The sequence below is a fragment of the Angustibacter peucedani genome (assembly GCF_054779595.1).
The window spans coordinates 1-25,670 of the sequence record NZ_BAAGXY010000059.1 but is presented as its reverse complement, the minus strand read 5'-3'; the positions used below and the strand labels follow the sequence as shown (position 1 = coordinate 25,670).

General features: G+C 75.5%; 24 protein-coding genes and 1 pseudogene. 12 read left to right on the top strand and 13 right to left on the bottom strand.

All coding sequences use genetic code 11. The annotated features are described in order from the left end of the window. Both ACYVJ4_RS11890 and ACYVJ4_RS11885 read right to left on the bottom strand, forming a co-directional pair. Positions 1-1,231, bottom strand: a 1,231-nt coding sequence (locus ACYVJ4_RS11890; protein ID WP_460460338.1) for an HD-GYP domain-containing protein, incomplete at its 3' end; no start/stop codon positions are given. Between the two features lie 85 nt (positions 1,232-1,316). Then, positions 1,317-2,183 (bottom strand): LLM class flavin-dependent oxidoreductase, encoded by an 867-nt coding sequence (locus tag ACYVJ4_RS11885; RefSeq protein ID WP_460460337.1) that lies wholly within the window; start codon positions 2,181-2,183, stop codon positions 1,317-1,319. Between the two features lie 225 nt (positions 2,184-2,408). On the opposite strand from ACYVJ4_RS11885, the gene ACYVJ4_RS11880 reads away from it, so the two are divergent. The 3 genes from ACYVJ4_RS11880 (at position 2,409) to ACYVJ4_RS11870 (ending at position 5,696) form a co-directional block, all read left to right on the top strand. After that, positions 2,409-4,556: a DEAD/DEAH box helicase gene (locus ACYVJ4_RS11880; protein WP_460460336.1), complete on the top strand. Its 2,148-nt coding sequence runs from the start codon at positions 2,409-2,411 to the stop codon at positions 4,554-4,556. 126 nt (positions 4,557-4,682) lie between these two features. Next, positions 4,683-5,342 carry an SAM-dependent methyltransferase gene (locus ACYVJ4_RS11875; RefSeq protein ID WP_460460335.1) on the top strand — a complete coding sequence of 220 codons (660 nt, stop codon included), beginning with the start codon at positions 4,683-4,685 and terminating at the stop codon, positions 5,340-5,342. Positions 5,343-5,399: 57 nt separating this feature from the next. Further along, positions 5,400-5,696: a DUF4287 domain-containing protein gene (locus tag ACYVJ4_RS11870; RefSeq protein ID WP_460460334.1), complete on the top strand. Its 297-nt coding sequence runs from the start codon at positions 5,400-5,402 to the stop codon at positions 5,694-5,696. A 17-nt stretch (positions 5,697-5,713) separates the two neighbouring features. On the opposite strand, the gene ACYVJ4_RS11865 is transcribed toward ACYVJ4_RS11870, so the two are convergent. Then, the gene (locus ACYVJ4_RS11865; protein ID WP_460460333.1) at positions 5,714-7,990 is read right to left on the bottom strand and encodes a CDP-alcohol phosphatidyltransferase family protein; all 2,277 of its coding nucleotides are present in this window, start codon (positions 7,988-7,990) and stop codon (positions 5,714-5,716) included. A gap of 84 nt (positions 7,991-8,074) precedes the next feature. Here ACYVJ4_RS11865 and ACYVJ4_RS11860 point away from each other — a divergent pair, with 84 nt between their 5' ends. From ACYVJ4_RS11860 to ACYVJ4_RS11835, 6 genes are all read left to right on the top strand, one after another. Then, on the top strand, positions 8,075-9,055 hold the full coding sequence (locus tag ACYVJ4_RS11860) for a zinc-dependent alcohol dehydrogenase (RefSeq protein WP_460460341.1): 981 nt from the start codon (positions 8,075-8,077) through the stop codon (positions 9,053-9,055). A gap of 3 nt (positions 9,056-9,058) precedes the next feature. Further along, positions 9,059-9,457 (top strand): 6-pyruvoyl trahydropterin synthase family protein, encoded by a 399-nt coding sequence (locus ACYVJ4_RS11855; protein ID WP_460460332.1) that lies wholly within the window; start codon positions 9,059-9,061, stop codon positions 9,455-9,457. After that, complete coding sequence (locus tag ACYVJ4_RS11850) at positions 9,454-10,527, top strand: glycosyltransferase family 4 protein (protein ID WP_460460331.1); 1,074 nt, start codon at positions 9,454-9,456, stop codon at positions 10,525-10,527. The genes ACYVJ4_RS11855 and ACYVJ4_RS11850 overlap by 4 nt, the downstream gene beginning before the upstream one ends. A gap of 79 nt (positions 10,528-10,606) precedes the next feature. Then, a complete protein-coding gene (locus tag ACYVJ4_RS11845) occupies positions 10,607-11,485 on the top strand; it encodes a lysylphosphatidylglycerol synthase domain-containing protein (protein WP_460460330.1) in 879 nt (292 codons plus the stop codon). Next, positions 11,478-12,173, top strand: coding sequence for a RibD family protein (locus ACYVJ4_RS11840; protein ID WP_460460329.1), 696 nt, complete (start codon positions 11,478-11,480; stop codon positions 12,171-12,173). Before ACYVJ4_RS11845 ends, ACYVJ4_RS11840 begins: the two co-directional genes overlap by 8 nt. Further along, complete coding sequence (locus tag ACYVJ4_RS11835; RefSeq protein ID WP_460460328.1) at positions 12,170-12,844, top strand: GTP cyclohydrolase II; 675 nt, start codon at positions 12,170-12,172, stop codon at positions 12,842-12,844. The genes ACYVJ4_RS11840 and ACYVJ4_RS11835 overlap by 4 nt, the downstream gene beginning before the upstream one ends. A 27-nt stretch (positions 12,845-12,871) precedes the next feature. On the opposite strand, the gene ACYVJ4_RS11830 is transcribed toward ACYVJ4_RS11835, so the two are convergent. The 6 genes from ACYVJ4_RS11830 to ACYVJ4_RS11805 all read right to left on the bottom strand — a co-directional run bounded on the left by ACYVJ4_RS11830 (position 12,872) and on the right by ACYVJ4_RS11805 (position 19,553). Beyond that, positions 12,872-13,567 carry an aspartate/glutamate racemase family protein gene (locus ACYVJ4_RS11830; RefSeq protein ID WP_460460340.1) on the bottom strand — a complete coding sequence of 232 codons (696 nt, stop codon included), beginning with the start codon at positions 13,565-13,567 and terminating at the stop codon, positions 12,872-12,874. A gap of 5 nt (positions 13,568-13,572) precedes the next feature. Beyond that, positions 13,573-14,412 carry a DUF1932 domain-containing protein gene (locus ACYVJ4_RS11825; protein WP_460460327.1) on the bottom strand — a complete coding sequence of 280 codons (840 nt, stop codon included), beginning with the start codon at positions 14,410-14,412 and terminating at the stop codon, positions 13,573-13,575. Further along, the gene (locus ACYVJ4_RS11820; RefSeq protein WP_460460326.1) at positions 14,412-16,370 is read right to left on the bottom strand and encodes an amylosucrase; all 1,959 of its coding nucleotides are present in this window, start codon (positions 16,368-16,370) and stop codon (positions 14,412-14,414) included. Before ACYVJ4_RS11820 ends, ACYVJ4_RS11825 begins: the two co-directional genes overlap by 1 nt. A gap of 29 nt (positions 16,371-16,399) precedes the next feature. Next, on the bottom strand, positions 16,400-16,654 hold the full coding sequence (locus ACYVJ4_RS11815) for a holin (protein ID WP_460460325.1): 255 nt from the start codon (positions 16,652-16,654) through the stop codon (positions 16,400-16,402). A 100-nt stretch (positions 16,655-16,754) separates the two neighbouring features. Further along, a complete protein-coding gene (locus ACYVJ4_RS11810) occupies positions 16,755-18,959 on the bottom strand; it encodes a glycoside hydrolase family 15 protein (protein ID WP_460460339.1) in 2,205 nt (734 codons plus the stop codon). A gap of 93 nt (positions 18,960-19,052) precedes the next feature. Continuing rightward, on the bottom strand, positions 19,053-19,553 hold the full coding sequence (locus ACYVJ4_RS11805) for a hemerythrin domain-containing protein (RefSeq protein WP_460460324.1): 501 nt from the start codon (positions 19,551-19,553) through the stop codon (positions 19,053-19,055). A gap of 122 nt (positions 19,554-19,675) precedes the next feature. Here ACYVJ4_RS11805 and ACYVJ4_RS11800 point away from each other — a divergent pair, with 122 nt between their 5' ends. Then, positions 19,676-20,602, top strand: a complete 927-nt coding sequence (locus ACYVJ4_RS11800) for an MSMEG_6728 family protein (protein WP_460460323.1) — start codon at positions 19,676-19,678, stop codon at positions 20,600-20,602. Beyond that, a complete protein-coding gene (gene thpR, locus ACYVJ4_RS11795; RefSeq protein ID WP_460460322.1) occupies positions 20,599-21,171 on the top strand; it encodes an RNA 2',3'-cyclic phosphodiesterase in 573 nt (190 codons plus the stop codon). Before ACYVJ4_RS11800 ends, thpR begins: the two co-directional genes overlap by 4 nt. A 64-nt stretch (positions 21,172-21,235) precedes the next feature. On the opposite strand, the gene ACYVJ4_RS11790 is transcribed toward thpR, so the two are convergent. From ACYVJ4_RS11790 to ACYVJ4_RS11775, 4 genes are all read right to left on the bottom strand, one after another. Beyond that, a complete protein-coding gene (locus ACYVJ4_RS11790) occupies positions 21,236-22,735 on the bottom strand; it encodes a DHA2 family efflux MFS transporter permease subunit (RefSeq protein ID WP_460460321.1) in 1,500 nt (499 codons plus the stop codon). Next, a complete protein-coding gene (locus ACYVJ4_RS11785; protein WP_460460320.1) occupies positions 22,714-23,286 on the bottom strand; it encodes a PadR family transcriptional regulator in 573 nt (190 codons plus the stop codon). Before ACYVJ4_RS11785 ends, ACYVJ4_RS11790 begins: the two co-directional genes overlap by 22 nt. 121 nt (positions 23,287-23,407) lie before the next feature. Then, on the bottom strand, positions 23,408-25,003 hold the full coding sequence (locus tag ACYVJ4_RS11780) for a diguanylate cyclase (RefSeq protein WP_460460319.1): 1,596 nt from the start codon (positions 25,001-25,003) through the stop codon (positions 23,408-23,410). Between the two features lie 61 nt (positions 25,004-25,064). After that, complete coding sequence (locus tag ACYVJ4_RS11775) at positions 25,065-25,271, bottom strand: RNA-binding S4 domain-containing protein (RefSeq protein ID WP_460460318.1); 207 nt, start codon at positions 25,269-25,271, stop codon at positions 25,065-25,067. A gap of 59 nt (positions 25,272-25,330) precedes the next feature. On the opposite strand from ACYVJ4_RS11775, the pseudogene ACYVJ4_RS11770 reads away from it, so the two are divergent. Continuing rightward, positions 25,331-25,670 (top strand): annotated as a pseudogene (locus ACYVJ4_RS11770) (hypothetical protein); the annotation flags it as partial.

Genomic DNA, 25,670 nt, shown 5'->3' with positions numbered 1-25,670 from the left:
CGTCGGCCTCCGCGGCCCGCGTCGGGACGTCGGTCGGCCGCGGCGTCCGTGGCGTCCGGGTGGACGTCGCCGACGGGCTCGGCGCGGTCGCCGTGGGCGTCGCCGCCGGCACCGCCACGGCGGCAGCGGGCTCCGGCGGGCGCGTGTCGTGGTGGCCCCACGGCACGGTGCCGAGCGCGATCGCGGTGGCCGTCGTGGCCACCGCGCCGGCGGCCGTGCCGAGCGCGCGGCCCAACGACGGCAGGGTCTGCAGCAGCGGCACCTGCGCCAGCCAGGTCAGCGGGCCGGCCACCCAGCGCAGCCGGCCGAGCGAGATGTTGAGGAAGGCGCGCACCACCGCGGGGTCGAACTGCGTGCCGGCGCAGCGCGCGAGCTCCTCGCGCGCCTGGACCGGCGTCATCGGCTTCTTGTAGGGCCGCGCGGCCGTCATGACCTCGTAGGAGTCGGCGACGGCGACGACGCGACCGGCGAAGCCGATCTGCTCGCCCGACAACCCCATCGGGTAGCCGGTGCCGTCGAACCGCTCGTGGTGCTGCTCGATCGCGGTCGCCCACGGGCCCAGCCACTCGCGCAGCGGCGCGCAGATGGTGGCGCCGTCGACGGGGTGGCGGCGCAGCAGCTCCCACTCGTCCGCCCCAGGGGCGCCCGGCTTGTTCAGCACGGACGACGGCACCTTGAGCTTGCCGATGTCGTGGACCAGCGCGGCCCAGACCAGCCGGTCGCGGTCGTCGGGCTTGAGCTTGAGCTCGTCGGCCAGCATCGTGACGAACAGCTGCGTGCGCTCGGAGTGGCCGCGCGTGCGGCTGTCGTAGTCGCCGAGCGCGCCGACGAGCGCCAGGATCGTCTCGGCCGCCTGCTGCCGGTCGCCCTGCACGCCCGAGACGCGGGCCCGCTCGAGCTCGGCGGTCAGCGCGCGCGTCCCCGACACCGAGCGCGCCACCTTGTAGCGCGACGGTGCCCGGTCGGGGAACAGCATCGAGAGCTTGAGCAGGGTGGCCAGCGGAAGCAGCCGTCGGGTGACCCGGTCGACGGCGTGCATCACGACCGTCGACGCCGCGAGCACCAGGAGCCAGCAGCCGACAGCCAGCGGCCACGAGTGCACCGGGGGCAGGACCCGGCTGATGAGCACGCCCGACGCCACGCCGGCCACGACCGGCACGACCATCGCGGCGGCGCGCAGCAGCGCAGCACGCACCGGACGGGCGCGCCAGCGGGTCGACGGGGCGGGCACGTCACCTTGTCGGCGGTACGCCGAGCGCGCTGAAGTGTGCTGACGACCCGTCACCCGGTCGGCGGGCGGGCGTCCGGGGTGGTCGTCAGCCGAGCGTGACGGCGGCCAGCCGCTCGACCTGGTCGAGCGCGGGCGAGCAGGGGAACAGCACCAGCTCGTCGCAGCCGGCGTCGGCGAACGCCGCCACCGCCTGGCGCACCGCGTCCTCGCTGGTCAGCGCCCCGGCCGCGACCTGCGACGCGTACTCGCCGAGGAAGGCGTAGTAGTCGCCGAGGTAGTCCTCGGCCGACTGCTGGGCGTCCGGCCCGAGTGCGTAGTACCCCAGGGCCGCCAGCCGCGGCCGGCCCTCGCGCCCGGCGTCCGACCAGGCCGACCGGACGACGTCCGCGCCCTTCGCGAAGGCGTCGGGTCCGCCGCCGCCCGCGATCCAGCCCGCGCCGTGCTCGACCGTGCGCCGGACGGCCGCCTCGCTGGTGCCGCCCACGAGGATCGGCGGTCCGCCCGCCTGCACGGGAGCCGGCCCGATCGCGCCGGCCGTGCCGCGCGCCTCACCGGCCCAGACGGCCTTCATCTCGGCCAGCTGGGCGTCGAAGTCGGCGCCGCGCGAGTGGAAGTCGGTGGCGGTGGCGGTGAAGTCGTCCTCGCGGCCGCCGACGGCCAGGCCGAGGGTGAGCCGGCCGCCGCTGAGGCTGTCGACGCTGGCCAGCTGCTTGGCGAGCAGGGCGCCGTTGCCGCGGAACGGGCCGATCATGATGGCCGTCGTCAGCCGGATCCGCTCGGTCACCGCGGCCGCCGCGGCCAGGGTCGGCACGGTCTCGTGGTTGCCGTAGACGACGCGGTCGATGGTGCCGAGGGTCGAGAAGCCGGCCTCGTCGGCGGCGCGCGCCCAGGCCAGCACGTCCGCGCCGGAGGCCTGCGGGATGGTCGAGGGGAGGCCGATGCCGATGTCCATGGGCTGACCGTAACCCCGGCGCCTCCCGTGCGGTGGGATACGATCGTGGCGGTGCCGCAGCAGGGTCGGCACCGGTACCACGCTGCTCGTCGACCGTCGCCGGTCCGGGCCGCGAGGCAGGCACCGTCGAGCAGGTCCGGCTCGACGTCCAGCGCCAGGGCGCTCTCGGCGTCCCGGCTGCTCCGTGCCGGCACGTCACGCGTGCCGGCACAGCGAGGAGAGCGTGTGGCTCGAGGTGGTCAGCGTCAGGGCGGCGCTCGCACGTCCGCCCAGCGGCAGCAGCCGCGGGCGCGCCGGCGCGACGAGGAGGGCGTGATCCCGGTCCTCGCCCGCACGGTGCGCGAGGTCGAGAACGCGGTGCAGCGCGGGGCGGTGAAGGCGTCGACCCGCACCAAGTTCCAGGTCGTGGCGCTGCTGGTGCGCGAGGAGCGCGCCCGGGTCAAGACGGCGTCCGGGCTCAGCGACCAGCGGCGGGCCACCGAGCTCAAGCGCCTCGACGGCATCGCGGTGATCCTGGCCCAGACCGCGGCCCAGCACCCCTCCCTGCTCTCGCTGCTCGCCGAGGACGCCGTCGTCACCGACGCCGCCCGCGAGCTCCGCCGCGACATGCTGACCGACGGCGGGATCGCCGTCCCGGACGTTGACCCCGACGAGCCCGAGCCGCAGCCCGAGGCCGTCGCCACGACGCCGGCCCCGGTCAGCCGCCGGGTCGTGCCGCAGTCGGTGGTCTCGCGCCAGCTGTCCAACCCCTTCCTCGCCCCCGACTTCTCCCAGCCGCGGCCGCGCCCGGCGCAGGCCCGGCTGCTGGCCGGCTGGGAGCTGCTCGGCCCGCTGTTCAGCTCGTTCGAGCGCGCGGGCGCCGGTGCGCCGGCCTGCATGGACCTGCCCGAGCCCACCTCGCTGCGCGCGTCCGCCGGCAAGGAGCTGATGAAGCACCAGGCCCAGCTGGTGGCCGCCGCGGCCGGCGGGCACCGCACGTTCCTGCTGGCCGACGAGCCCGGCCTGGGCAAGACCGCGCAGGCGCTGCTCGCCGCGCAGGCCGCGGACGCCTACCCGCTGCTCGTCGTCGTCCCGAACGTCGTCAAGACGAACTGGGCGCGCGAGGTCGGGCTCTGGACGCCCACCCGCACGCCCACCGTGGTGCACGGCGACGGTGACACCGTCGACGCCTTCGCCGACGTCGTCGTCGTGAACTACGAGGTGCTCGACCGGCACGTGGGCTGGCTGGGCGACCTCGGCTTCCGCGGCATGGTGGTCGACGAGGCCCACTTCATCAAGAACAAGTCGTCGCAGCGCTCGCAGCACGTGCTCGAGATCGCCGACCGGATCCGCACGCGCGTGCACGACCCGCTGATGATGGCGCTCACCGGCACCCCGCTGATCAACGACATCGAGGACTTCCGGGCCATCTGGCAGTTCCTCGGCTGGATCGACGACAAGGCGCCGCGCGGCCAGCTCATGCACGGTCTCGAGGACGCCGGGTACACGCCGGCCGACCCCGGCTTCTACTCCTCGGCGCGCCAGTGCGTCATCGACATGGGCATCGTGCGGCGCCGCAAGGTCGACGTCGCGGCCGACATCCCCGCGCGCCGCATCGCCGACCTGCCGGTCGAGCTCGACGAGCGGGCCGGCCGGTCGATCCGCGCCGCCGAGGCCGAGCTGGCGCGCCGCATGGTGCGCCGCTACGAGGCCGCGCTGGCCAACCGCAGCGTCGGACCGGCGATCGACGGGATCGACCGCGACCTCGTGCGCCAGGTCGCGACCTGGGAGCGCAAGGACGCGACGGGAGCGTCGTCGGGCGACAACGTCTTCACGATGATGCGCGAGATCGGCCTGGCCAAGGCCGGCCCGGCGGCCGACTACGCGGCGCAGCTCGCGCGCAGCGCCGGCAAGGTCGTGTTCTTCGCCAAGCACGTCGACGTGATGGACGCCGCCGAGGGCCTCTTCGCCGACCGCGGCATCGGGTACTCCTCGATCCGTGGCAACCAGACGAACCGCGTGCGGCAGCAGCAGATCGACGCCTTCGTCGAGGACCCCTCGGTCGCGATCGCGGTCTGCTCGCTCACCGCGGCCGGCGTCGGCATCAACCTGCAGGTCGCGTCCAACATCGTGCTCGCCGAGCTGTCGTGGACCGACGCCGAGCAGACCCAGGCGATCGACCGCAGCCACCGGATCGGGCAGACCGAGCCGGTGACGGCCTGGCGCATCCTGGCCGCGCAGACCATCGACACCCGGGTGGCCGAGCTGGTCGACAGCAAGGCCGGCCTGGCCGCGCGGGCGCTCGACGGGGCGGACGACGACGAGGCCGCGGCGGCCGACGTCCAGCTCGAGGCGCTGGTGTCCCTCCTGACGGCGGCCCTCGAGGCGCGCTAGGCCCTCGGCTTCGGCGCTTGCGTCCGACGATCTGGTCGCTGTCGCGGCCAGATCGTCGGACGTAGCGGGCTTGCTGGTCTGGCAACAGGAGTTGGCGTGGGCCCGGGTGGGCCGCACAGTGGGGGCATGAGCGACCACGGGCACGGCCACCAGCAGGACGAGCGACCGCGGTGGGACGCCGCGTTCTGGGACGAGCGGTACGGGACGTCGGAGGCGCTCTGGAGCGGCCACGTGAACGACGTCGTCCGCGACGAGGTGCAGGGCCTCGCTCCCGGCCGGGCGCTGGACGTCGGGTGCGGCGAGGGCGGTGACGCCCTCTGGCTGGCCGAGCACGGCTGGCAGGTGCTGGGCGTCGACGTCTCGCAGGTCGCGGTGGGCCGGGCGGTCGCACGCGCCGCCGAGGTCGGGCTCGCCGACCGCACGACCTTCGAGGTGCGCGACCTGATGGCGTGGGCGCCGGAGCCGGGCTCGTTCGACCTGGTGACCGCCGCGTTCATCCACCTGCCCAGCGACGACCGTCGTCCGGTCTACGCCGCCCTGGCGGCGGCCGTCGCACCCGGCGGCTCGTTCGTCGTCGCCGCCCACCACCCGAGCGACGCCGACGTCGTGCCCCGACCCCCGCACCCCGAGCTCTACTTCACCGCCGAGGAGCTCGCGGCCGACCTCGAAGCCGGGCCCGGGGAATGGGAGGTCGTGACCGCCGAGGCGCGCCCGCGCTCCGGTCGCCACCCCGAGGGGCACCAGGTCACGCTGCACGACACCGTGATGCACGCGCGCCGCCGATGAGTTCGTGACGTCGCGCCGGTCTCACCACCAGCAGACCGGACGACGAGAGGAACCGACATGTCCTTCCAGGCCTACCTCGACGCGGTCGAGGTCAAGTCCGGGCTCACCCCGCGCCAGCTGCTGGACCAGGCGACCGCGCGCGGCTACGGCGAGGGCACCAAGGCCGGCGAGATCCTGGCCTGGCTGGCCGACGAGCACGGCCTCGGGCGCGGCCACGGCATGGCGATGGTGCACGTCATCACCAAGGGTCCGCAGATCAGCGCCAAGCACGTCGGCACGACCGGCTCGCACCGCGACGCGTCCGACACCCTCTGGCTCGACGGGAAGGCCAGCCAGCCGACGTCCGGGGGCTGACCGCTACCGCCCGGACATCACCGGCTGAACGCGGTCAGGAAGCGGTCGCGGAAGGCCTCCATCGGCCACACCGGTGCGTCGTCCGCGGGCAGCAGCGACGACGTCCAGCCCCACGAGGCGACGCGGTCGGCGATGGCGGGGTCGCGCGCCAGCAGGCTGACCGGCACCTGGTGACTCGCGCCGGCTCCGCTGACTACCGTCGCCGGTTGGTGGTCGCCGAGCGCCACCACGACCAGGTCGGGGTCGGTGCTGTGCTGCAGGAACGACGTCAGCGCGTCCCACGAGTAGACGACGGACTGCGCGTACGCGGCGCGCACCTGGTGCTGGTCGCGCCAGACCTGCTGCGCCGTGGGCCCTTGCGCCGCCACCGGGCCGAACACCGAGCCGTCGCCGACCGCCGACGGCTCGACCATCCGTGGCAGCGGGGCCCAGGGCGTGTGGCTCGACACCAGGTCGATCTCGGCCATCACCGGACGGCGCGGGGCGGGGTCGAGCTCGAGCCGCTGGAACGCCTGCAGCACGTACTGGTCCGGCATGGTCGCGTACCCGAACCGCGGGCCGCGGTAGCCGACGTCCCCGGCGCCGTAGACGCGGTCGTACCCGTAGAAGCGCTCGCCCTCGGGCCACGGCCCGGTGTTGGACGGCACGTCGTCGACCGTGCGCCAGCCGGCCTGGCCGAACGCGCGGCTCAGCGTGAACCGGTCGGTGCGCAGCAGCTGGTCGTACCGCCGCTGGTCGCCCACCCGCAGCCCGGACTGCAACGTCGAGTGCGCCAGCCAGCTGATGCCGCCGAACGTCGGCGAGGTGAGGAACCCGCTGCGGATCGCGTACCCGTTGCGCTGCATGGCGTCCGTGTCGTCGGCCAGCGCGGTGCGCACGGGTGCTGACGCCGGCCCGTCGAGCGCCACGCGCCCGTAGCTCTCGACGAACACCAGCAGCACGTCGTGGTCGGCCAGCCCGGTGAGCAGCTCGGACGACGGCACCGCCCGCCACGGGTCGTCGGCCACGGCCTGGCTGAACCGGCGGCCGTCGTCGAGCGCGCCGTCGATCTGGCGGACGTGCCGCACCGCGGTCTCGGTGGCCGCGGCCGAGGCGATCGGCAGGCCCAGCAACGCCGAGCCGGTCCAGACGGCGGCCAGGCCGGCCACCACGCGCAGCGCGGTCGCGCGCCGGGCCGACGCGACCCGCGCCACGCGCACCGCGGCCAGCGGCAGCAGGGCCAGCAGCCCGACCAGCACCGCCACCGCACCGACCGTGACGAGCGTCGTCACGTCCCGACCCGTCGACGAGCGCAGCAGGCGGTGCGCCGAGCCGACGTACGCCCAGTCCGAGAGCGGCTCGAAGGGCCGGCCCAGGGCCAACGAGAAGCCGGTGTCGAGACCGCGCAGCAGGGTCAGCACCGCGAGGGCGAGCCCGGCCACCACCGCGACCAGCCGGGCCGCCGTGAGGGGCAGCAGCACCGCCAGGGCCAGCAGGGCGATCGCCTCGACCGGGACGCGGGCCAGCACGCCGGCCCGCAGCGGCCCGCCGTCGGGCAGCACCAGGGCAGCCCACAGCAGCAGCACGGCGAGCCCGGTCACGACCGCTCGCACCCGCGGCCGCTGCACCCGCTCGCGCCGCCGCCACAGCCACCACACGTCACGGCCGAACGACTCCGCGAGCAGCACGAGCGCCACCGCCACCGCGGCGGTCGTCACCCCGGCCGGCAGCACGTGGGCCGCCGTCACCGTCAGGACGACGCCCTGCACCGCGGCGACGACCTTGCACCAGTAGCGGAACGGCACCGGTCCGCGCAGCCACGGCAGCACCCACCCGGCGGCGACGTACGCGTACCGCGCGAGACCGATGGCGAGCACCCAGACGCCCGTCGTCCGGCTGACGTCGACGCTCAGCACCAGGATGAGGAAGGCGTCGACCTCCATGTCGAACCGCGCCCCCAGCGCGGACACCGTGCCGGTGCGCCGGGCCACGCGCCCGTCGACGTTGTCGAGCGCCAGCGCCAGCGCGGCCACGGCGACCACCACGACCCGGCCGGCCCCCTGCGCCGGCGAGGCCACCAGCGCCGCGACCGCGCAGGCGAGCTGGGCGCGGGCGAGCGTGACGCGGTCGGCGGGGCCGAGGCGGGTGGTGCCGGCCCGGTGCTGCGCCCGCAGCAGCAAGACGCACAGCCCGGCGCCGCAGACCAGCCCGACGACCCAGCCGCGGGTGCCCAGGCCGACCGTCGCTGCTAGCGCGCCGAGCAGCGCGACCAGGGCGACGAGCCCCAGCAGCGGGCCCCGCTGAACCGCACGCACGGCGCCTCCGTGTTGTAGGTGTCCGTGCGTACCACGCGCCGGGCGGCCGACCGGTTCGATCCCGGACGACGAGAGGTGGGCGGCGTGCAGGCGGAGGCGCGGGCGTTCTGGGTCACCGGCCCCGGCGTCGGCGAGATCCGGCCGGTCGCCCTGCCCGACCCCGGCCCCGGGGACGTCGTGGTGCGCACGGTGCGCTCGGGGGTGAGCCGCGGCACGGAGGGCCTGGTGCAGCGCGGCGGCGTGCCCGTCAGCCAGCACGAGGCGATGCGGGCCCCGTTCCAGGACGGCGACTTCCCCGCGCCGGTGAAGTACGGCTACCTCAACGTCGGGGTGGTCGAGGACGGTCCCGGTGCGCTGCGCGGGCGCACCGTCTTCTGCCTCTACCCGCACCAGACCCGGTACGTCGTGCCGGCGTCGGCCGTGGCCGTCGTCCCGGACGACGTCCCGCCGGCCCGCGCGGTGCTGGCGGGCACGGTCGAGACGGCGGTGAACGCCCTGTGGGACGCCGCGCCGCTGGTCGGCGACCGGGTCGCGGTCGTGGGGGCGGGCATGGTCGGTTGCGCGGTAGCCGCTCTGCTGCAACGGATCCCGGGGGTGACGGTGACCTTGGTCGACGTGGACCCGTCGCGGGTCGCGGTGGCCGACGCGCTGGGTGCGGGGTTCGCCCAGCCTGGCGCCGCGCCGTCCGGCTGCGACCTGGTGGTGCACACCAGCGCGACGGCCGAGGGCCTGCAGCTGTCGCTCGAGCTGCTCGCCGACGACGCGACCGTCCTCGACCTGAGCTGGTACGGCGACCGCGAGGTCACGCTGCAGCTCGGCGGCTCGTTCCACTCGCGGCGGCTGGGGGTGCGGGCCAGCCAGGTGGGTGCGGTGGCCGCGTCCCGCCGAGGGCGTCGCAGCCACGCCGATCGGCTGGAGCTCGCGCTCGACCTGTTGCGCGACGACGTGTTCGACGCCCTCGTCACCGGCAGCTCGCCGTTCGACGAGCTGCCCCAGGTGATGCCGCGCCTCGCCGACGGCCGTCTGCCCGCCCTGTGCCACACCATCACCTACGACGAGGGGTAGCCGATGTTCAGCGTCACGGTGCGCGACCACGTGATGATCGCCCACAGCCTGCGCGGCGAGGTCTTCGGTCCGGCGCAACGGCTGCACGGCGCCACCTACGTGGTCGACGCGACGTTCCGTCGCCCCGACCTGGACGACGACGGCGTGGTCGTCGACATCGGCCGCGCCACCGCGCAGCTGGCCGAGGTGCTCGAGCCCCTGGCCTACCGCAACCTGGACGACGTCCCCGAGCTCGCGGGCACCAACACCACCACCGAGGTGCTGGCCCGGCATGTCGCCGACCGCCTGGCCGAGCGCGTGCACGACGGCCGCCTCGGTGCCGGCGCTGCGGGTCTGGCCGGGCTCGTCGTCACCCTGCGCGAGTCGCACCTCGCGTGGGCCGCCTACGAGCGCGAGCTGTGACCGCGCTGCACGTCGTCCTGCCCGAGGGCGTCGACGACCCGGCCCGGCGCAGCGGCGGCAACGTCTACGACCGCCGGCTGTGCGACGGCCTGCGCGCCGACGGCTGGGACGTCGTCGAGCACGCGGTGCCGGGTACCTGGCCGGTGGTCGGGGCGGCGGCCTGGGGACCGCTCGGCCGCCTGCTCGCGGCTCTGGACGGCTCGCTGGTCCTGCTCGACGGCCTGGTCGCGTGCGCGGTGCCCGAGCTGCTGCGGCCCAACGGGCACCGGCTACGGCTCGTCGTCCTGGTGCACCTGCCGCTGGCGCTCGGGGCCGACGCCGGGCCCGACACGGCCGAGCGCGAGTCCGAGGTGCTCCACGCGGCGGCCGGGGTCGTGACGACGAGCCGGTGGTGCCAGCGCTGGCTCGTGACGCGCTACGACCTGGACGAGCTGGACGTGCACGTGGCGGAGCCGGGGGTCGACCGCGCGGCACCGGCACCGGGGACGCCGGCCGGCGACCGGCTGCTGTGCGTCGGATCCGTCGCCCCGCACAAGGGCCAGGACGTGCTGCTCGCGGCGTTGGCGCAGGTCGACGCGCCGTGGACCTGCACCTGCGTCGGCTCGCTGACGACGGCGCCCGCGTTCGTCGACGAGCTGGCGCGGCAGGCCGAGCGTCACCGGCTCACCGGGCGCTTCCTGCTCACCGGTCCGCTTGTCGGGGCCGACCTGGCCGAGGCGATGGACACCGCGGACGTCCTGCTGCTGCCCTCGCGCACCGAGACGTACGGCATGGTCGTCACCGAGGCGCTGGCCCGCGCGGTGCCCGTGGTCGCGACCGAGGTCGGCGGCGTGCCGGAGGCGCTCGGCCACGACGGCGAGGGGCACCGGCCGGGGCTGCTGGTGCCGCCCGACGACCCGCGCGCCCTGGCCGACGCCGTGCGGTGGTGGCTGGGCGACCCCGGCCTGCGCCTTCGGCTGCGCGCGTCGGCCCGGCGGCGCCGTGACGGACTCACCGCCTGGACGACGACGGCGGCCCGGGTGCACGACGTCCTGCGCTCGGTCGCGGCCAGCCCGGCCGCCGCCCGCTGATCCCTCGCCGGGTGAACCTCGTGGCGGCGAGGTCCGTGGAAGGGGTGAAGGCCCGCACGCCGACCGGGAGGAGCGCGTGATGGCTCGTGCTCGATGGCGCGTGCTCGGCGGAGCCGCGGTGCTCGCCGTGGTGGCGCTGCAGCTCGGCCCGGCGCCGTTCCGGCACGCGGCGGCCTCATTCGACGTCCGGCTGCTGCTCGCCGCCGCGGCTCTCGGCGCCGTCACGACCACCTGCGCCGCCGCCCGCTGGCGCCTGGTCGCCCGCGGCCTGGACGTCGACGTCCCGCTCGGCGAGGCCGTGGCCGCCTGCTACCGCGCCCAGCTGCTCAACGCGACCCTGCCGGGCGGGGTGCTCGGGGACGTCCACCGCGCGGTGCGGCACGGGCTGCGACCGGTGTGGTGGGAGCGCTGCGCCGGTCAGCTCGTGCAGGCCGCGCTCGCCGCGCTCGCCCTGCTGGCGCTGCCGTCCGGGCTGGGAGCCGGTTGGCGCACCGCCGCGGCGGCGGCCCTCGTGGTCTCTGCCGCCGCGGCCGGTCTGCTCGCGCGGCGCGGCCTGATCGGCCGAGGGTCGGCGCCCGCCGCCGTCCTCGCGCTGTCGGCGCTCGTCGTCGCCGGCCACGTCGCCACCTTCGTGCTGGCCGCACGCGCCACCGGCCTCGACGCCGGCGCCGCGCAGCTGCTGCCGCTGGCCCTGCTGGTGCTCGTGGCCTCGGGGCTGCCGACCAACGTCGCGGGGTGGGGCCCGCGCGAGGGGGCCGCCGCGGCGCTGTTCGCCGCCGCCGGCCTGGGCGGCCCGGCCGGGCTCGGCGCCTCGGTCGTCTACGGCGTCCTCGCCCTGGTGGCCGCGCTGCCGGGATTGCTCGTGCTGGTGGCAGACCCGTTGCGGCGCAACCGGGTCGAGGTCCCGCCTCGCCCGGCACCCGTCGTCCGGACGTTGCAGGGAGCGGCTCGTGGGTGAGCGTCCGTACACCGTGCTGAGCGCCAGCATGTCGCTCGACGGCTACCTCGACGCCGGTACCGGCGAGCGCCTCGTGCTGTCGAACCCCGACGACCTCGAGCGCGTCGACGAGGTCCGCGCCGGCTGCGACGCGATCCTGGTGGGTGCGGCCACCGTGCGCAACGACGACCCGCGGCTGCTCGTGCGATCGCCGTCGCGGCAGGCGCAGCGCGTCGCGCGCGGCACCACCGCCACCCCGGCCAAGGTGACGCTCACCGCGCACGCCGACCTCGACCCGCGCTCGCAGTTCTTCACCACCGGTGACAGCCCCAAGCTCGTCTACTGCCGGCGCGAGGCGACGTCCGACGCGCACCGCCGGCTCGACGCGGTGGCCGAGGTCGTGGACGGCGGGGCACCGGTCGACCTGGGCTGGGTCGTGCACGACCTGCACCGCCGCGGCGTCCAGCGGCTCATGGTGGAGGGCGGGGGATCGGTGCACACGCAGTTCCTCAGCGAGGGCCTGGCCGACGAGCTGCAGCTCGTGGTGGCGCCGTTCTTCGTCGGGGACGGCCGGGCCGCGCGGTTCGTCGGCAACGGCGCCTTCCCGTGGCGACCGGACCGGCGGGCCACGCTGGCCGACGTCACGCAGATCGGCGACGTCGCGCTGCTGCGGTACGCGCTGTCGTCGCGCTTCGGGAGCGGGTCGTGACGCGCGCCGGCCTGCCCCCGGCGTCCGTTCGCACGGGCGTGGCCCTGCCGCTGCGCTTCGCCGACGGCTACCGGACGACGGCCCGCGCCATCACCTTCGACGGCCTGGTCGACGGCCGCGAGCACCTCGCGCTCGAGCTCGGCGACCCGCGCGCCCCGCGCGACCCGGACGACGCGCTGCTGGTGCGGCCGCACAGCGAATGCCTCACCGGCGACGTCCTGGGCAGCGAGCGCTGCGACTGCGGGGCTCAGCTGCGCGAGGCGGTCGAGCGCATCGCGGACGTCGGCGGGTACCTGCTGTACCTGCGCCAGGAGGGCCGCGGCATCGGGCTCTACGCCAAGCTCGACGCCTACCGGTTGCAGGACACCGGGCTCGACACCTTCGACGCCAACCTCGCGCTCGGCTTCGACGAGGACGAGCGCGACTACGCGGTGGCGGCCCAGATGCTGCGGGCACTCGGCGTCGAGCGGTGCGCGCTGCTCACCAACAACCCGCACAAGGTCGAGCAGCTGACCGCGCTCGGGGTCGACGTCACCGAGCAGCTGCCCACCCGCGTGCACCTCTCGCCCGCCAACCGCCGGTACCTCGCCGCCAAGGCGGTGCGCGCGTCCCACACGCTCGCCCTCCCCGGCCTGACCCCCGCGGGACGTCCGAAGGACTGGTCGGCATAGCGACCAGTTCTTCGGACGCAGGCGGGGTCAGGGGGCGCGGAGGGCGAGGTCGACCGCGGCCTCGACGTGCAGCTGCGTCGTCGGGAAGACCGGCACCGGGCTGTCGTCGGCGCCCACCAGCAGCTCGATCTCGGTGCAGCCCAGCACCACGCCCTCGGCACCCGCGTCGACCAGCCGCACGATCACCCGCCGGAACGCCTCCCGCGAGGACTCGCTCACCACGCCCTGGCACAGCTCGTCGTAGATCACGCGGTGCACCAGGGCGCGGTCGTCGTCGTCCGGCACCAGCACCGCCAGGCCGTGGCGCGCGAGGCGGTCGCGGTAGAAGGGCTGCTCCATGGTGAACGCCGTGCCGAGCAGCCCGATCGTGCGCAGCCCGGACGACGTCACCGCCTCCGCGACCACGTCACCCAGGTGCAGCAGCGGGACGTCGAGCGCGGCCTGCACCTGGTCGGCGACGCGGTGCATGGTGTTGGTGCAGATCAGCACGAGGTCCGCGCCGGCGGCCTCCAGCCCGCGGGCCGCGTCCGCGAGCAGCACGGCGGCGTCCTCCCAGCGCCCCGCGGTCTGCAGCTGCTCGACCTCGGCGAAGTCGACCGAGTGCAGAAGCACCTTCGCCGAGTGCAGCCCGCCGAGCCGCTGCGCCACCAGCTCGTTGGCCAGCCGGTAGTACTGCACCGTGCTCTGCCAGCTCATGCCGCCGAGCATCCCGATGGTGCGGATGCCGGTCACCGGCCCTCGTCGAGCAGGGCGGCGAGCACCGCGGCCGGGTCGGCCGTCGCGTCGCGCTCGAGCGCGTCGGCCAGCCGCCGGTAGACCTCGGCCGCGGACGACGACACGCCCCCGGGCAGCCCGGCGGCCGTGAAGGTCGCGGCGGCCTCCTCCATCTCGCCGGCGAACCGCCAGGCCTTGGGCAGAGACCGGGCCACCCGGGCGACGGCGGCGTCGAGGTCGAGCCCGGCGCGGGCCAGCTCGGCCCGCAGGGCGTCGCCGACGCCGTGGTGCTCGGCCGCGGCGGCCAGCACCGCGTACGCGGTCGGCACCGCCTTGGTGTGCAGGGCGAAGCAGGCCTTGAGAGCGCAGGCCTGCCCGAGCCGCTCGCCCACGACCGACGTGGCCAGCGGGGATCCCGCGAACAGCGCGACCACCTCGGCCGAGCGCGGTCCCGACAGGTGCAGCACCGCCTCGTCGGCCTGCCACGGCGGGGGACCGGTGACCGCACCGTCCACGACGTGCTCGGCGCCGAGCAGCGCGGCCACCGCCTCGACCGTCGCGGGCGCCACCGCGTTGGCCTCGACGTAGAGGTCGACGCCGCCGGCCTCGTGCACGGCCCTCGCCACGTCGAGCGCCGCGTGCGGGGGGCACAGGGAGAGGACGACGTCGCTGCGCCGCACCAGGTCGGAGACCGTCGGCACGGCGACCAGGTCGGCCCACTCGGCGCGCTTGGTGGTGGCGCGCGAGCGGTCCTCCTCGGCCCAGATCACCTGCGCCGCAAGGGGTTTGGCAGCAGCCGCGACGGCGGTGCCCATCTGCCCGGGGTGCAGGACCCCGACGGTCGGTCGTCGCATCAGCCCGCTCGTCTCGACGTGATCCAGCAGAAACCCCACGGCGGCAGGTGGATCCGGCCGTCGTGGAGGTCGAGCTCGCCGCTCGAGGAGTGCACCAGCTCGGGCTCGGCGATGCCGGCGGCGGCCAGCAGGCCGACGTCCGCCGAGACGCGCTCGTCCCCGAACGCGGCCAGGCACAGCACCGGGCGGGCCCGCGGGTGGTGCCGGACGTACGCCAGCAGGTGGCGCGAGTCGGTGGGCAGCACCTGGACGTCGGCGTCGGAACGCAGCGACTCGGTCGACCGTCGCGCCTGCCCGAGGGCGACCAGCGCCTCGAACACGTGCGCCTCGGTGCTGCCGCTGTCGTGGCGCCGCTCCGCCGCCGTCCAGTCCATCGGCGGCCGGTGCATCCACCGGTTGTCGTCGGCGTGGTCGGCGGGCTCGGACCACCGCGGGTCGTTGCGCAGCGCGAGCTCGTCGCCCATGTACACCAACGGGATCCCGCCGAACGAGTAGGCGACGGAGTAGAGGAGCACCAGCCGGTCCAGCGCCGCGTCGACCAAGGCCCGCCACCCGCTGCGCAGCGCGGTGTCGAGGCCGGCGAGCGAGGCCGCGGTGCCCGACGTCCGGGCGTCGCCGGTGGCCGGGTTGGCCTGGAAGTCGGCGCCGTTCGCGAACGACCCGGCGTGCCGCCCGGAGTAGAACGCGGCGAGGAACTGCCGGTGCGAGAACGGGTCCAGCCCGACGGCCCACGCGTCCTCGTCGCTGACCGCCCAGCCGATGTCGTCGTGGCAGCGCACGTACGACACCCAGCCCGTGCCCGCTGGCACCGGACGGCGGCGGCTCATCGCCAGCTCGGCCAGACGCACGTCCCGGGTGGCCAGCGCCGACCACAGCACCACCATGAGCTGGTTGTCGTAGGCCAGGTGGCACTCGGGCCGCTCGAGCTCGTGGCCCCCGAGGTAGGGCACCAGCAGGTCCGGTCCGACGATCGCCTCGGCCTTCAGCAGCACCCCGGGCGCGGCGAGCGTCGTGACCGCGCGCAGCACCTGCAGCAGCCGGTGCGCCTCGGGCTGGTTCTGCGAGTCGGTGCCGAGCCGCTTCCACAAGAAGGGCGCGGCGTCGAGCCGGACGACGTCGACGCCGCGGTTCGCCAGCGTCAGGAGCACCCCGGTCATGGCGCGCAGGACGTGCGGGTTCGACCAGTCCAGGTCCCACTGGAACTCGTGGAACGTCGTCCACACCCACTCGTCCTGGTCGGGCAGGTGGGTGAAGCTGCCCGGCGCCATGTCGGGGAACACCTCGGGCAGCGTGCGCTCGTAGGCGTCGGGCTCGCCGCGGTCGGGGAAGAACCGGTAGAAGGCGCGGTAGAACGGGTCGCCCGCCAACGCGGCCTGCGCCCACGCGTGCTCGCGCGCCGTGTGGTTGAGCACCAGGTCGACGCACACCGCCACGTCGCGCTCGTGCGCGGCCGCGGCCAGCGCCTCGAGGTCGGCCATGCTGCCCAGCCGGGGGTCGACGGCGTCGTAGTCCTGCACCGCGTAACCGCCGTCGTTCTCGCCCTCGCGCGCCTGCAGCAGCGGCATGAGGTGCAGGTAGCGCACCCCGAGCTCGCCCAGGTAGTCCAGCCGGGCCGCGACGCCGCGCAGGTCGCCCGCGAACCGGTCGGCGTAGCAGACGTACCCGACGACGTCCTCGGCCAAGAACCACGCCGGGTCGACCTCGCGGGCGCGGTCCAGCCGGCGCAGGGGGAGGGCCCGTTGCTCGGCCGTGCGCAGGGCGTCGGCGACCAGGTCGGCTGCCAGCCCGTCGACGTCCGCGCTGCTGCCGTAGACGGCGGTCAGCGCCTCGAGCAGGTCGGGTGCGACGCGGTCGAGGCGAGCCAGGAAGCCGGTGCCCTCGAGGTCGCCCAGGCGCGCGAGGACGTCGTCCTGGACGCCGGCCCGCAGGTCGCGCACGGTGCTGGCGGCCCTGGTCACGCCGCCAGCCTAGGACGTCGGCGCGCCCCTCACGCGGTCGGCGCCACCCGGCGCTTCAGCCCCTCGGTCGTCAGCGACGGGCCGGTCGGGCCCACGCCGCCGGACGCGACCGACGACAGCAGCGAGACCACCGAAGCGGTCGCCGCCACCGACAGGGCCGAGGTCCACCCGACGTCCAGGACACCGGTGCCCGTGGCGGCCAGCAGCGCCGCGAGGGTCTGCGCGAACGTCTTGACCGCCCGCTCGCCGGTCGCCGCCCAGAAGGCTCGGCTGAAGTACCGCATGGTCGTGCCTCTCCGTCCGTCCGGCGGTTCCCCACGAGCCGCCGGATCACCAGAGCAGAGGCGCCGACCCGCCGTCCTGATGCACCGGCGGCGCGCCGGGTCAGCCGGCCGTGCCGCCGTACCGCCGGCTGACCACCGACGGCTGCTCGACGACCCGGCTGGCCGCCAGGTCGCGCGCGAGCCGCAGGAACTGCGCGTGCGTCCAGGCGAGCGGCGTCGCGGACGTCGTCGGCGTGCCGGGCGTGAACCCGGGCTGCCCGGACGGCGGGGCGTCGTCCCACACCTGCTCGGGGAGCATGCCCGCCGACCCCGCGGTGCGGGCCATCGCGGCCAGCTGCTCGCGCGCGGCGCGGTCGCGACCGGACGCCAGCAGGTACTCGCCGCGCTCGCCGTTCAGCAGCGGCCAGGCGCGGCCGTGGTTGAGCAACGAGCCGTCCGGCAGGCCGATCTCCCACTGGCTGCCGTCGGCCTGCTCGCCGTAGCCGTCGAACGACGCGCGGTGCCAGTACAGGCCGCGGGTCGTCCGCACGCCCAGCTGCTCGTCGACCACGCGCAGGGTGTTGACGACGTCACGGTCGTGAGCGGGCAGGACGCCGAGCCGCACCAGGTCCAGGAAGCTGGGGTCGATGACCGTGCGCTGGTCGACGTCGGCCGGGCCGCTGTCGCCGATCGTGTAGGTCGTGCCGACGTCCGGCTGGCCGTCCTTGGTGAGCCGCAGGAAGTACGGGCGGTCGGAGTAGGGGCCGTTCGTCGTGACCGTCCAGCTCTTCAGCCGGCGCTGCCAGTCGTCGGCCACGGCCAGGTAGCGCCGCGCGTCGGCGTCCGCGCCGTTGGCCCGCGCGATGCGAGCGGTGCAGACGAGGCCGGCGATCTCGGCCGCGATCGTGTTGGGGGAGTAGCCCGACTGGTTCTCCCAGCGCTCGGCCGGCGAGTACGGCGCGGCGTGGCCGTCGGACGAGAAGTCCAGCAGGAACTCGGCCGCCCGGCGCACGTGCGACCAGGTCTTCGCGTCGTGCCGCCCGAGCTGGTCGGCCAGCACCGCGGGCAGGGCGACCTCGTCGAGCTGCAGCCCGCCCCAGAACGGCTCTCCGGCCACCGTGGAGTTCTGGGGGTAGGAGCCGTCGGCCTTCTGCTGGCGCTCGAACAGGTAGGTCAGCGCGCGCTCGGCGCCGGCCCGGTCGCCGGCAGCCAGCAGTCCGGTGGCGATCTGGTAGAGGTCGCGCGACCAGACCAGGTGGTACGGGCCGCTGGGCTCGTCGGTGCCGAACGCCCACGGCGCCGACGGGGACGCGACGTACGCCCCGCGGTAGGTCTTGTCCTCGCTCGCCGCCAGCACCATGGCCGACGTCTCGTACAGCAGACGCTCGGCACCGGTCAGCCCCGACGGCGGTCGGCGCAGACCGCGCAGGTAGTGCTGCCAGCCTTGCGCGTAGGACCGCGCGGCACGGTTGAACCCGCCGCGCAGCGACGCCGTCGCACCGGCCAGGGCGTGGTCGGCGTCGGGGCCGAACGCCACGGCCAGGGTCGTCGTCCGGTGCCGGCGACCGTCGACCGCGAGGGCGCCGGTCTGCACCAGGTTGCCGGGCGCGGCGCTGGTGTACCGCCCGTCGAGCCGGCCGTCGGCCAGCAGGTCGCGCTCGCCGTCGCTGGTGCCGCGGTAGCCGTTCGAGGTGGCGGTGAGTGCCGGGCTCGCGGCCAGGGCGCTCGCGCCGTGCGCGTCGCTGGCGACGAGGGCGCGACCGCGGGTGGCGCCGGCGTCGTCGTCCCGCGTGTTCGACAGGGCCGGGTCGTACGCGACCCAGACCGGGTGCGCCGCACCGTCGTGGCTCGTCACCCGGACGTCGAGCAGCACCGTCGGGCGGGCGGGGTCGGTGACGGTCGTGGTGCGCAGGGTCCAGCGCCCGGACGTCGACCGGTAGGTCTGGGTGAAGGCCAGCGCCCCGCGGCCGGCCTGGTCCGTCGTGACGGTCGCGGCGTCGTCCGCGCGCACCACGTGGCCGGGGCGGTCCTGCACCAGCAGCTGCAGGCCGCGCGCGGCGGGCGTCCCGAGGTCGGGGTAGAAGACCTCGCCCAGGCCCCCGGCCCGCTGCTGGGTGAACCAGACCCGGCTGGCCCGGCTGGTCGACGTCCCGAAGCCGGACTTGTCGGCGGGCTGGAAGCCCTCCTTCGCACCCGGCGCGCCGGGTGCCGGTCCGGTCGCGGCGGCGGCCGCCGTCACGGGTGGGGCGCCGGACGCCGGTGCCGCGGTCGCCACCACCCCGGGCACGAGGGCGGCGAGCAGTGCGGGCAGGGTGCGGCGGAACAGGTGCACGGGGAGCCTCCAGGGAGCGACGCCCGTCCACCGTCCTCCCGCGCCCGAGATGCGGCAACTCGGGCGGTTCGTCCCGCCCGGCGGCGATCACGCGAGGACGGCGTCGACCGCCTTCTTCAGCGCGCTCGGCTGCGCCGGCGAGCGCGGCGCCGTCTTCTTCGCCTCGGCCATCCGCGCGCCCATGTCCTGCAGCTGCTTGCGCCCCAGGCCGTCGCGCACCTTGGGGAACCAGTCGTCCTCCTCCTCGTCCATGTGGTGCTCGACGTTCTCGATGAGGACGGTCATCTTGGCCTCGAAGCGCTCGGCGTCGGGCTTCATGCCGAACAGCTCGAAGACCAGGACGTCGGCGACGTGGTGCTCCTCGTACGACTCGAGCACGTCGTCCTCGAGGTCGGGCAGCAGCCGGCGCACCTCGGGGTACATGATCTCGTTCTCGATGTAGGTGTGGACCGTCAGCGCCGCGATGATGTCCTTCGCCAGCTTGCCCTTGGCCTTCGTGGCGTCGTCCCCGGCCTTCTCGAACGCGCGGAAGAGCTTGCGGATGGCCTTGTGGTCGTCGCGCAGCAGGACGATGGCGTCGGTGGACATGGCGGCTCCCGAGATGTCGTTCGTGGGTCGTGCGGGCTGAAACCCACTGTGCCGGTTGATCTTCGGGGCTGCATCCCGAAGCTCGGCTGGACGGCAGCGGCCCGTCACGACACGGTGGTGGGGTGCAGACCTTCGTGCCGTGGGCCGACCTCGCGGGCAGCGCGGCCGTGCTCGACGACCGCCGGCTCGGCAAGCAGCGCGTCGAGACGTTGCAGGTGCTGCGCGCGCTGACGCTGCCCGACTACGGCTGGGCGCGACACCCGGCCGTGTCGATGTGGCGCGGAGCCGTGTCCGGCCTGGTCGGGTACGGGCTCGCCTGCGTCGAGGCCTGGACCAGCCGCGGGTACGCCGACAGCACCCGTGCGCTCATCACCGAGTTCGCACCGGACGTCGTCGGGCTGGGTCAGGGCGACCTCGCCGACCACGGCCTGCTGCCGGACTGGTTCGGCGACGACGCCGTGCACGCCAGCCACCGAGACGCCCTGGTGCGCAAGGATCCTGATCACTACCGCCGCCACTTCCCGGACGCCGACCCCGAGCGTCCGTACGTCTGGCCGCCCGGCCGCCACGACCCGGCGCCACCCCCGGACGGCCCGCGCCTGTGGGTCGTGCGGGCGCCGTCGTCCGAGCAGGTCGAGCACTTCCTGGCAGGCGGCTACGTCGGGCTCGACGCGACGTCCGGGGTCGACGTCGACGCCGGCGACGCGGACGACGCCGAGCTCGCGGCGCTGCTGCGCGAGCGAGCCCCGCGCCGTCGTCCGGGCAAGGCCCTGCGCCAGCTGCGCGCCCTCGTCGGCGAGGTGCAGCGGGGGGACGCCATCGGTCTGCTCGCGGCGCCGGAGGACGAGCTCGTCGTGGGCGAGGTGGCCGGCGACTACACGTTCGCCGGGCCGGCGCCGGGCGTCGTCCACCGGCGCCCGGTGCGCTGGGCCGGGCGGCTGGCGCGGGAGGCCGCGCGGCCACCGGCCCTGCTGCAGGACCCGCGCCACCTGTTCGCCGTCCCGGTCGACCCCGACGCGCTCGCGACCGCCCGCCGGGGGAGCGGATGAGGGCGTTCGTCGCGCTGACCCCGCCGTCGGACGTCGTCGAGGACCTCGCCGACTTCGTCGCTCCGCGCCGGGCCGCCGACCCCACCCTGCGCTGGACCGCCCCCGAGCAGTGGCACGTCACCCTCGCCTTCCTGCCGGACGTCGCCGAGCGCCACCTCGACGACCTGGCCGAGCGCCTGGGCCGGGCCGCCGCGCGCCGCACGGCCTTCGCCCTGGCCCTGCGCGGTGGCGGCGCCTTCCCCGACGTCGGGCGCGGCCGCGTGCTGTTCGCCGGCCTGGACGTCGGCGACCGGCAGGAGCTCGACCGCCTCGCGACCGGGGTGCGCGCGGCGGCGGCCAAGGCCGGTGCGGCCCCGGACGGCGGGCGGTTCCACCCGCACCTGACGCTCGCCCGCAGCGGCCGCCCGCAGGACCTCACCCGGTGGCTGCGGGTGCTGGACTCCTACGCCGGGCCGCGGTGGTCGGCCGCGGAGGTCGAGCTGGTCGAGTCGCGGCTGGGCCAGGGCCCTGGCGGGCGGCCCCACCACGAGGTGCTCGCCACCTTCCCCCTCACCGCTCCCCACCTGTGAAGGGTTTCCAACCTCTCAGAGCGCCTCGAGAGGTTGGAAACCCTTCACCAGTGGGGAGCGCCGGTCAGGCGGGGACGGGCTCGCTGGCCGGCGCCTTCGACGCCGCGAGGTGGCTCGGCGCCGCGAAGGCGAGCGTCGCGAGCAGCCCGATCACGGCGACCGCGGCCGGCAGCAGCAGCGACTGCGCCATGGCCGAGCTGAAGCCGTCGAGCAGGGCGGGCGGCAGCTTCGCGCCGAAGGCTCCGGCGCCACCAGCCGAGGCACCACCGGGCGCGCTCGGCAGCTCGGCCGCCAGGCGCGACTGCATGAGCGCCGCGATGGCCGCGCTGCCCAGCACCGCGCCCACCTGGCGGGTGGTGTTGTAGACGCCCGCACCCGCACCGGCCTGGTGCATCGGCAGGTTGCGCGTCGCGGTCGTGCCGAGCGGCGCCCACATGAACCCGTTGGCCACGCCCAGCAGCGCGATCGGCAGCAGCACGTGCCAGATCGGCGCGGTCGGGCTCAGCACCGCCGACAGCCAGACCAGCGACACCGGCAGGCACAGCAGCCCGAAGCCCGCGATGTACCGCGGGTGCGCCCGGTCGGTGAGCCGCCCCACGAACGGCGCGAGGAAGCCCGAGATCACGGCCATCGGCACCAGCAGCAGCGCCGAGCGGGTCGGGCTCAGCCCCCGGACGACCTGCGCCCACAGCATCAGCGGGAACGCCATCGCGGTGATGGTGAACCCGACCGCGCTGATCGCGACGTTGGCGAGCGAGAAGTTGCGGTCGCCGAACAGCGACAGCGGCAGCAGCGGCTCGCCGCGGTTCCGCTTCTGCCACACCAGGAACAGCGCCAGGACGACGACCCCGGCCACGATCAGCGAGACCACCGAGATCGGTCCGGTGATGGTGCCCCAGTCGTAGGACTCGCCCTCCTGGATCCCGAAGACCAGCAGGAACATGCCGAGCGCGCTCAGCACCACGCCGAGCAGGTCGAACTGGTGCGGGTGCGTCTCGAGCGTCGGCACCAGCCGCCAGGCGAGGACGAAGCCGACCACCCCGACGGGCACGTTGACGAAGAAGATCCACTCCCAGCCCAGCCCGTCGACGAGGACGCCGCCCAGGATCGGGCCGACCAACACCGCGACGCCGGCCACCGCACCCCACAGGCTCATGGCGCGACCGCGCTGGGCGGCGGGGAAGGTGCGGGTGATGACGGCCATGGTCTGCGGCGTCATCAGCGAGGCGCCCAGGCCCTGGAAGACCCGAGCCACGACGAGCATCTCGATGCTGCCGGTGAGCCCGCACCACAGGGACGCCAGCGTGAAGACCGCCAGGCCGACCAGGTACAGGTTCTTCGGCCCGACGCGGTCGCCGAGCCGCCCGGTGATGAGCAGCGGCACCGCGTAGGCCAGCAGGTACGCGCTGGTCACCCACACGACGGCGTTCACGTCGGCGTCCAGGTCGCGCAGGATGGCCGGCGTCGCCACCGACACGATGGTGGAGTCCACCAGGATCATGAAGAAGCCCAGGACCAGCGCCCACAGCGCCGGCCAGGGGTTCACGTGCTCTCGATCGGCCATTGCAGCTCCTTGCGCTCCAGGCGTCGGACGGTGGTGCGGATCCAGTCGCGTTCGGCGCGCTGGACCGTTCGCAGGTAGTCGGCCTCGAGCCAGTACGCCTCGGGGACGTCGCGGTCGACGGCCTGCGCCATCAGGTCGGACAGGTGCTCGGCCTGCGCGTCGAGCGAGGCCGCCCGGTCGCGCAGCTGGTTGACCACCAGGTCGCGCGGCAGGTTGTGCGCCTCGGCCAGCGCGACCGGGAACTCGGGGTACTCGTTGACCGGCGCGTTGAGCATCTCGAGCAGCCGCCACCGCAGGGCCGCGCGGCCGGTCGAGGTGATCTCGTACGTCGTGCGCTCGGGCCGGTTGCCGGACCGCTCGGTGCCGCACGCGCGCAGGTGGCCGAGCCCGGCCAGCCGCTCGACCGTGTGGTAGAGCGAGCCGGGGCGGATCTTGACCAGCTCGTCCTCGTGCCGCTCGAGCAGCAGCTGGTACATCTCGTACGGGTGCATCGGCCGCTCGGCGAGCAGCGCCAGCACCGACACGGCGAGCGGCGTCAGGGATCCGGCCACGGCCCGGCCTCCTCGTCGCTCGTCCCGCTGATCACTCCGCGCGGAGTGCACCGCCGCGAATATTCCACGCGGAACAATGCCGGACGACGACGCCGCCCGTCAACCCGGACGTCCCGGCCGGTCAGGCGCTGTGCGGCTGGACGTGCGGCGCGCCGCGGCCCTTGGCCCGGTACATCGCGACGTCCGCGGCGCCGAGCAGGTCGGCCACGGCCACGTCCGCGCCGGTGGTGGCCACGCCCACGCTGGCGCGCAGCGCGAGCGGTCCGGCGGGGGACTCGACGACGAGCGCCGCGATGGAGGCGGTGACCCGCTCGCCGAGGGCGCGCCCGGCCGCGGCGTCGGCGTCGCGCGCCAGGACGACGAACTCGTCGCCGCCGAGGCGCACCACCACGTCCTCGGCCCGGGCGGTCGAGCGCAGGGCGTTCGCGACGGCCCGCAGGACGTCGTCGCCCACCACGTGCCCGTGCACGTCGTTGACGGCCTTGAACGCGTCGAGGTCGACCAGCAGCAGGCTGTGCGCCGGTCCGCGCCCGACCTCGGCCCCGACCGGCACCGTCGCCTCGGCCGCGGCCAGCGCCTCGGCCAGCGCGCGCCGGTTGCCGACGCCGGTCAGCGGGTCCTCGGCCGCCTCGCGCACGGCGATCTCGTTGTCGCGCCGCAGCCGCTCGACGTCCAGCGCGGCCCGCGCGCCCTGCAGCGTGCTGAGCCGCTGCTGCCACAGCACGCGCGAGAGCAGCTGGCCGTAGGCGTGACCCGCGGCCGACCCGGGCACCTCGGCCCGGGCCTTGAGCTCGACCAGCAGCCACTGGGCGCTCGCCTGCACCTGCCAGTCGCCGGCGGACTCGGCGTGGACGACGGACTCGCGGGCCACCGCGATGGCCTGGTCGCGCTGGCCGAGGGTCCACAGCGCCCGGGCGAGCGCGCCACCGACCTGGGCACGGCCGCCCTGGTGGTCGCGGTGGTCGGGGTGGGCGAACGCCTGGCGCAGCTGCCCGACCGAGCCCGCGGCGTCGTCGGCCGAGCGCGAGCACAGCTCCATCGCCCGGCTGGCGGCGAGCAGCGAGCCGGCGCCGACGACGGTCGCGGCGGCGACGGCGTCGATGGCGTGGGCGTGCCCGACCGCCCGGTGCCGCTCCACCGACGCGAGCTGCTCGGCGTCGTCGCCGCCGAGCCGCTCGAGCTCGTCGGCCCAGCGCAGGTGCAGCTCGGCGAGGTTCATCAGGTCGATCGTGGCCGCCTCGGCCAGCGGGATCGGGCTGGCGTCGAGCCGCACGGCCGCCTCGAAGTGGGGCAGCGCCAGCTCGTACAGCCGCAGCTCGAGGTAGCAGTAGCCGAGGCCGGTGTGCGCCCAGCAGCGCAGGCCGTCGTCGTCGCAGGCCGCCAGGTCGACCTCGCTGCGCGCCAGGTCGAGCAGCGCCGGCTCGACCGCCCCGGCCCGCGCCTGCGCCATGGCGCGCATGGACAGCGCGTTCGCCGTCCAGCCAGGGGCACCGGCCGCGCGGCCGGCCTCCAGGCAGCGCTCGGTGGCGGCCAGCTGGGCGGCGGCGTCCTGCCGCACGTGGTGCGTGACCGCGATCGTGTACCAGAGCCCGGCGAGCTCGACCGGGCTCGCGTCCGCCGACGCCAGCAGCGCGCGCTCGGCCAGGGCGAGCGCAGCAGCGGGCTGACCGTCCTGCGCCAGGCTCATCACCCGGGCAGCGGTCGTCGACAGGGTCACCCCTCCATCATCGGACGTCGAGGGCCCGCGGTGGAGCCTTTCGCCCGACCTGACCCGACCGTCAGCCCACCCGGACCGACGTCGAGCCCAGGCGGACGACGTCCCCGCGCTCGAGCTGGCGGCCGCGGCGGGTCTCGACCTCGCCGTTCACGGTCACCTCGCCGGCCGCGAGCACGGCCTTGGCGTCGGACCCCTGGTCGACTAGCCCGGCCAGCTTGAGCAGCTGCCCCAGCCGGATGCCGCGGTCGTCGATGCGCACCTCGTCCACGGACCGATCATGCCAGCGGTTGCTAGCCTCGACGCGTGCGGCGAGCGGACGGGACCCCGGTGACGGGCCGCCGTGCGCCCGCGCTCGCCGCGGCCGCGCTGCTGTTCCTGGCCGGTCTGCTGCTGCCCGCGGGGGCCGCGCAGGCCGCTCCGGCACCGTCCGGCGGCGGGCTCCGGCTGGTCGGCTCTCCCGCTGCGACGACCGGGGTCGCCGGCCGCAGCAGCAGCCGCGGCACCGCCCACCGCACCACCACCCACCGCACGGCCGCAGATCGCATCGCAGAGCGGACGACGGCCGCCCCCGAGGCCGCACTGCGCACCGCTCCCGTGCTGCACCTGGCCGCCACGCCGCCGTCCGCCGTGGGCCTGGACGTCCGCGCCCCGCGCGCCGGCCCGCGCC

Excerpts from the sequence above, each read along its gene's own strand:
- ACYVJ4_RS11790 (WP_460460321.1), bottom strand. The coding sequence starts at position 22,735 with ATGGCCGATCGAGAGCACGTGAACCCCTGGCCGGCGCTGTGGGCGCTG.
- ACYVJ4_RS11825 (WP_460460327.1), bottom strand. The coding sequence starts at position 14,412 with ATGCGACGACCGACCGTCGGGGTCCTGCACCCCGGGCAGATGGGCACC.
- ACYVJ4_RS11855 (WP_460460332.1), top strand. The coding sequence starts at position 9,059 with ATGTTCAGCGTCACGGTGCGCGACCACGTGATGATCGCCCACAGCCTG.
- thpR (WP_460460322.1), top strand. The coding sequence starts at position 20,599 with ATGAGGGCGTTCGTCGCGCTGACCCCGCCGTCGGACGTCGTCGAGGAC.
- ACYVJ4_RS11805 (WP_460460324.1), bottom strand. The coding sequence starts at position 19,553 with ATGTCCACCGACGCCATCGTCCTGCTGCGCGACGACCACAAGGCCATC.
- ACYVJ4_RS11845 (WP_460460330.1), top strand. The coding sequence starts at position 10,607 with ATGGCTCGTGCTCGATGGCGCGTGCTCGGCGGAGCCGCGGTGCTCGCC.
- ACYVJ4_RS11815 (WP_460460325.1), bottom strand. The coding sequence starts at position 16,654 with ATGCGGTACTTCAGCCGAGCCTTCTGGGCGGCGACCGGCGAGCGGGCG.
- ACYVJ4_RS11870 (WP_460460334.1), top strand. The coding sequence starts at position 5,400 with ATGTCCTTCCAGGCCTACCTCGACGCGGTCGAGGTCAAGTCCGGGCTC.
- ACYVJ4_RS11885 (WP_460460337.1), bottom strand. The coding sequence starts at position 2,183 with ATGGACATCGGCATCGGCCTCCCCTCGACCATCCCGCAGGCCTCCGGC.
- ACYVJ4_RS11875 (WP_460460335.1), top strand. The coding sequence starts at position 4,683 with ATGAGCGACCACGGGCACGGCCACCAGCAGGACGAGCGACCGCGGTGG.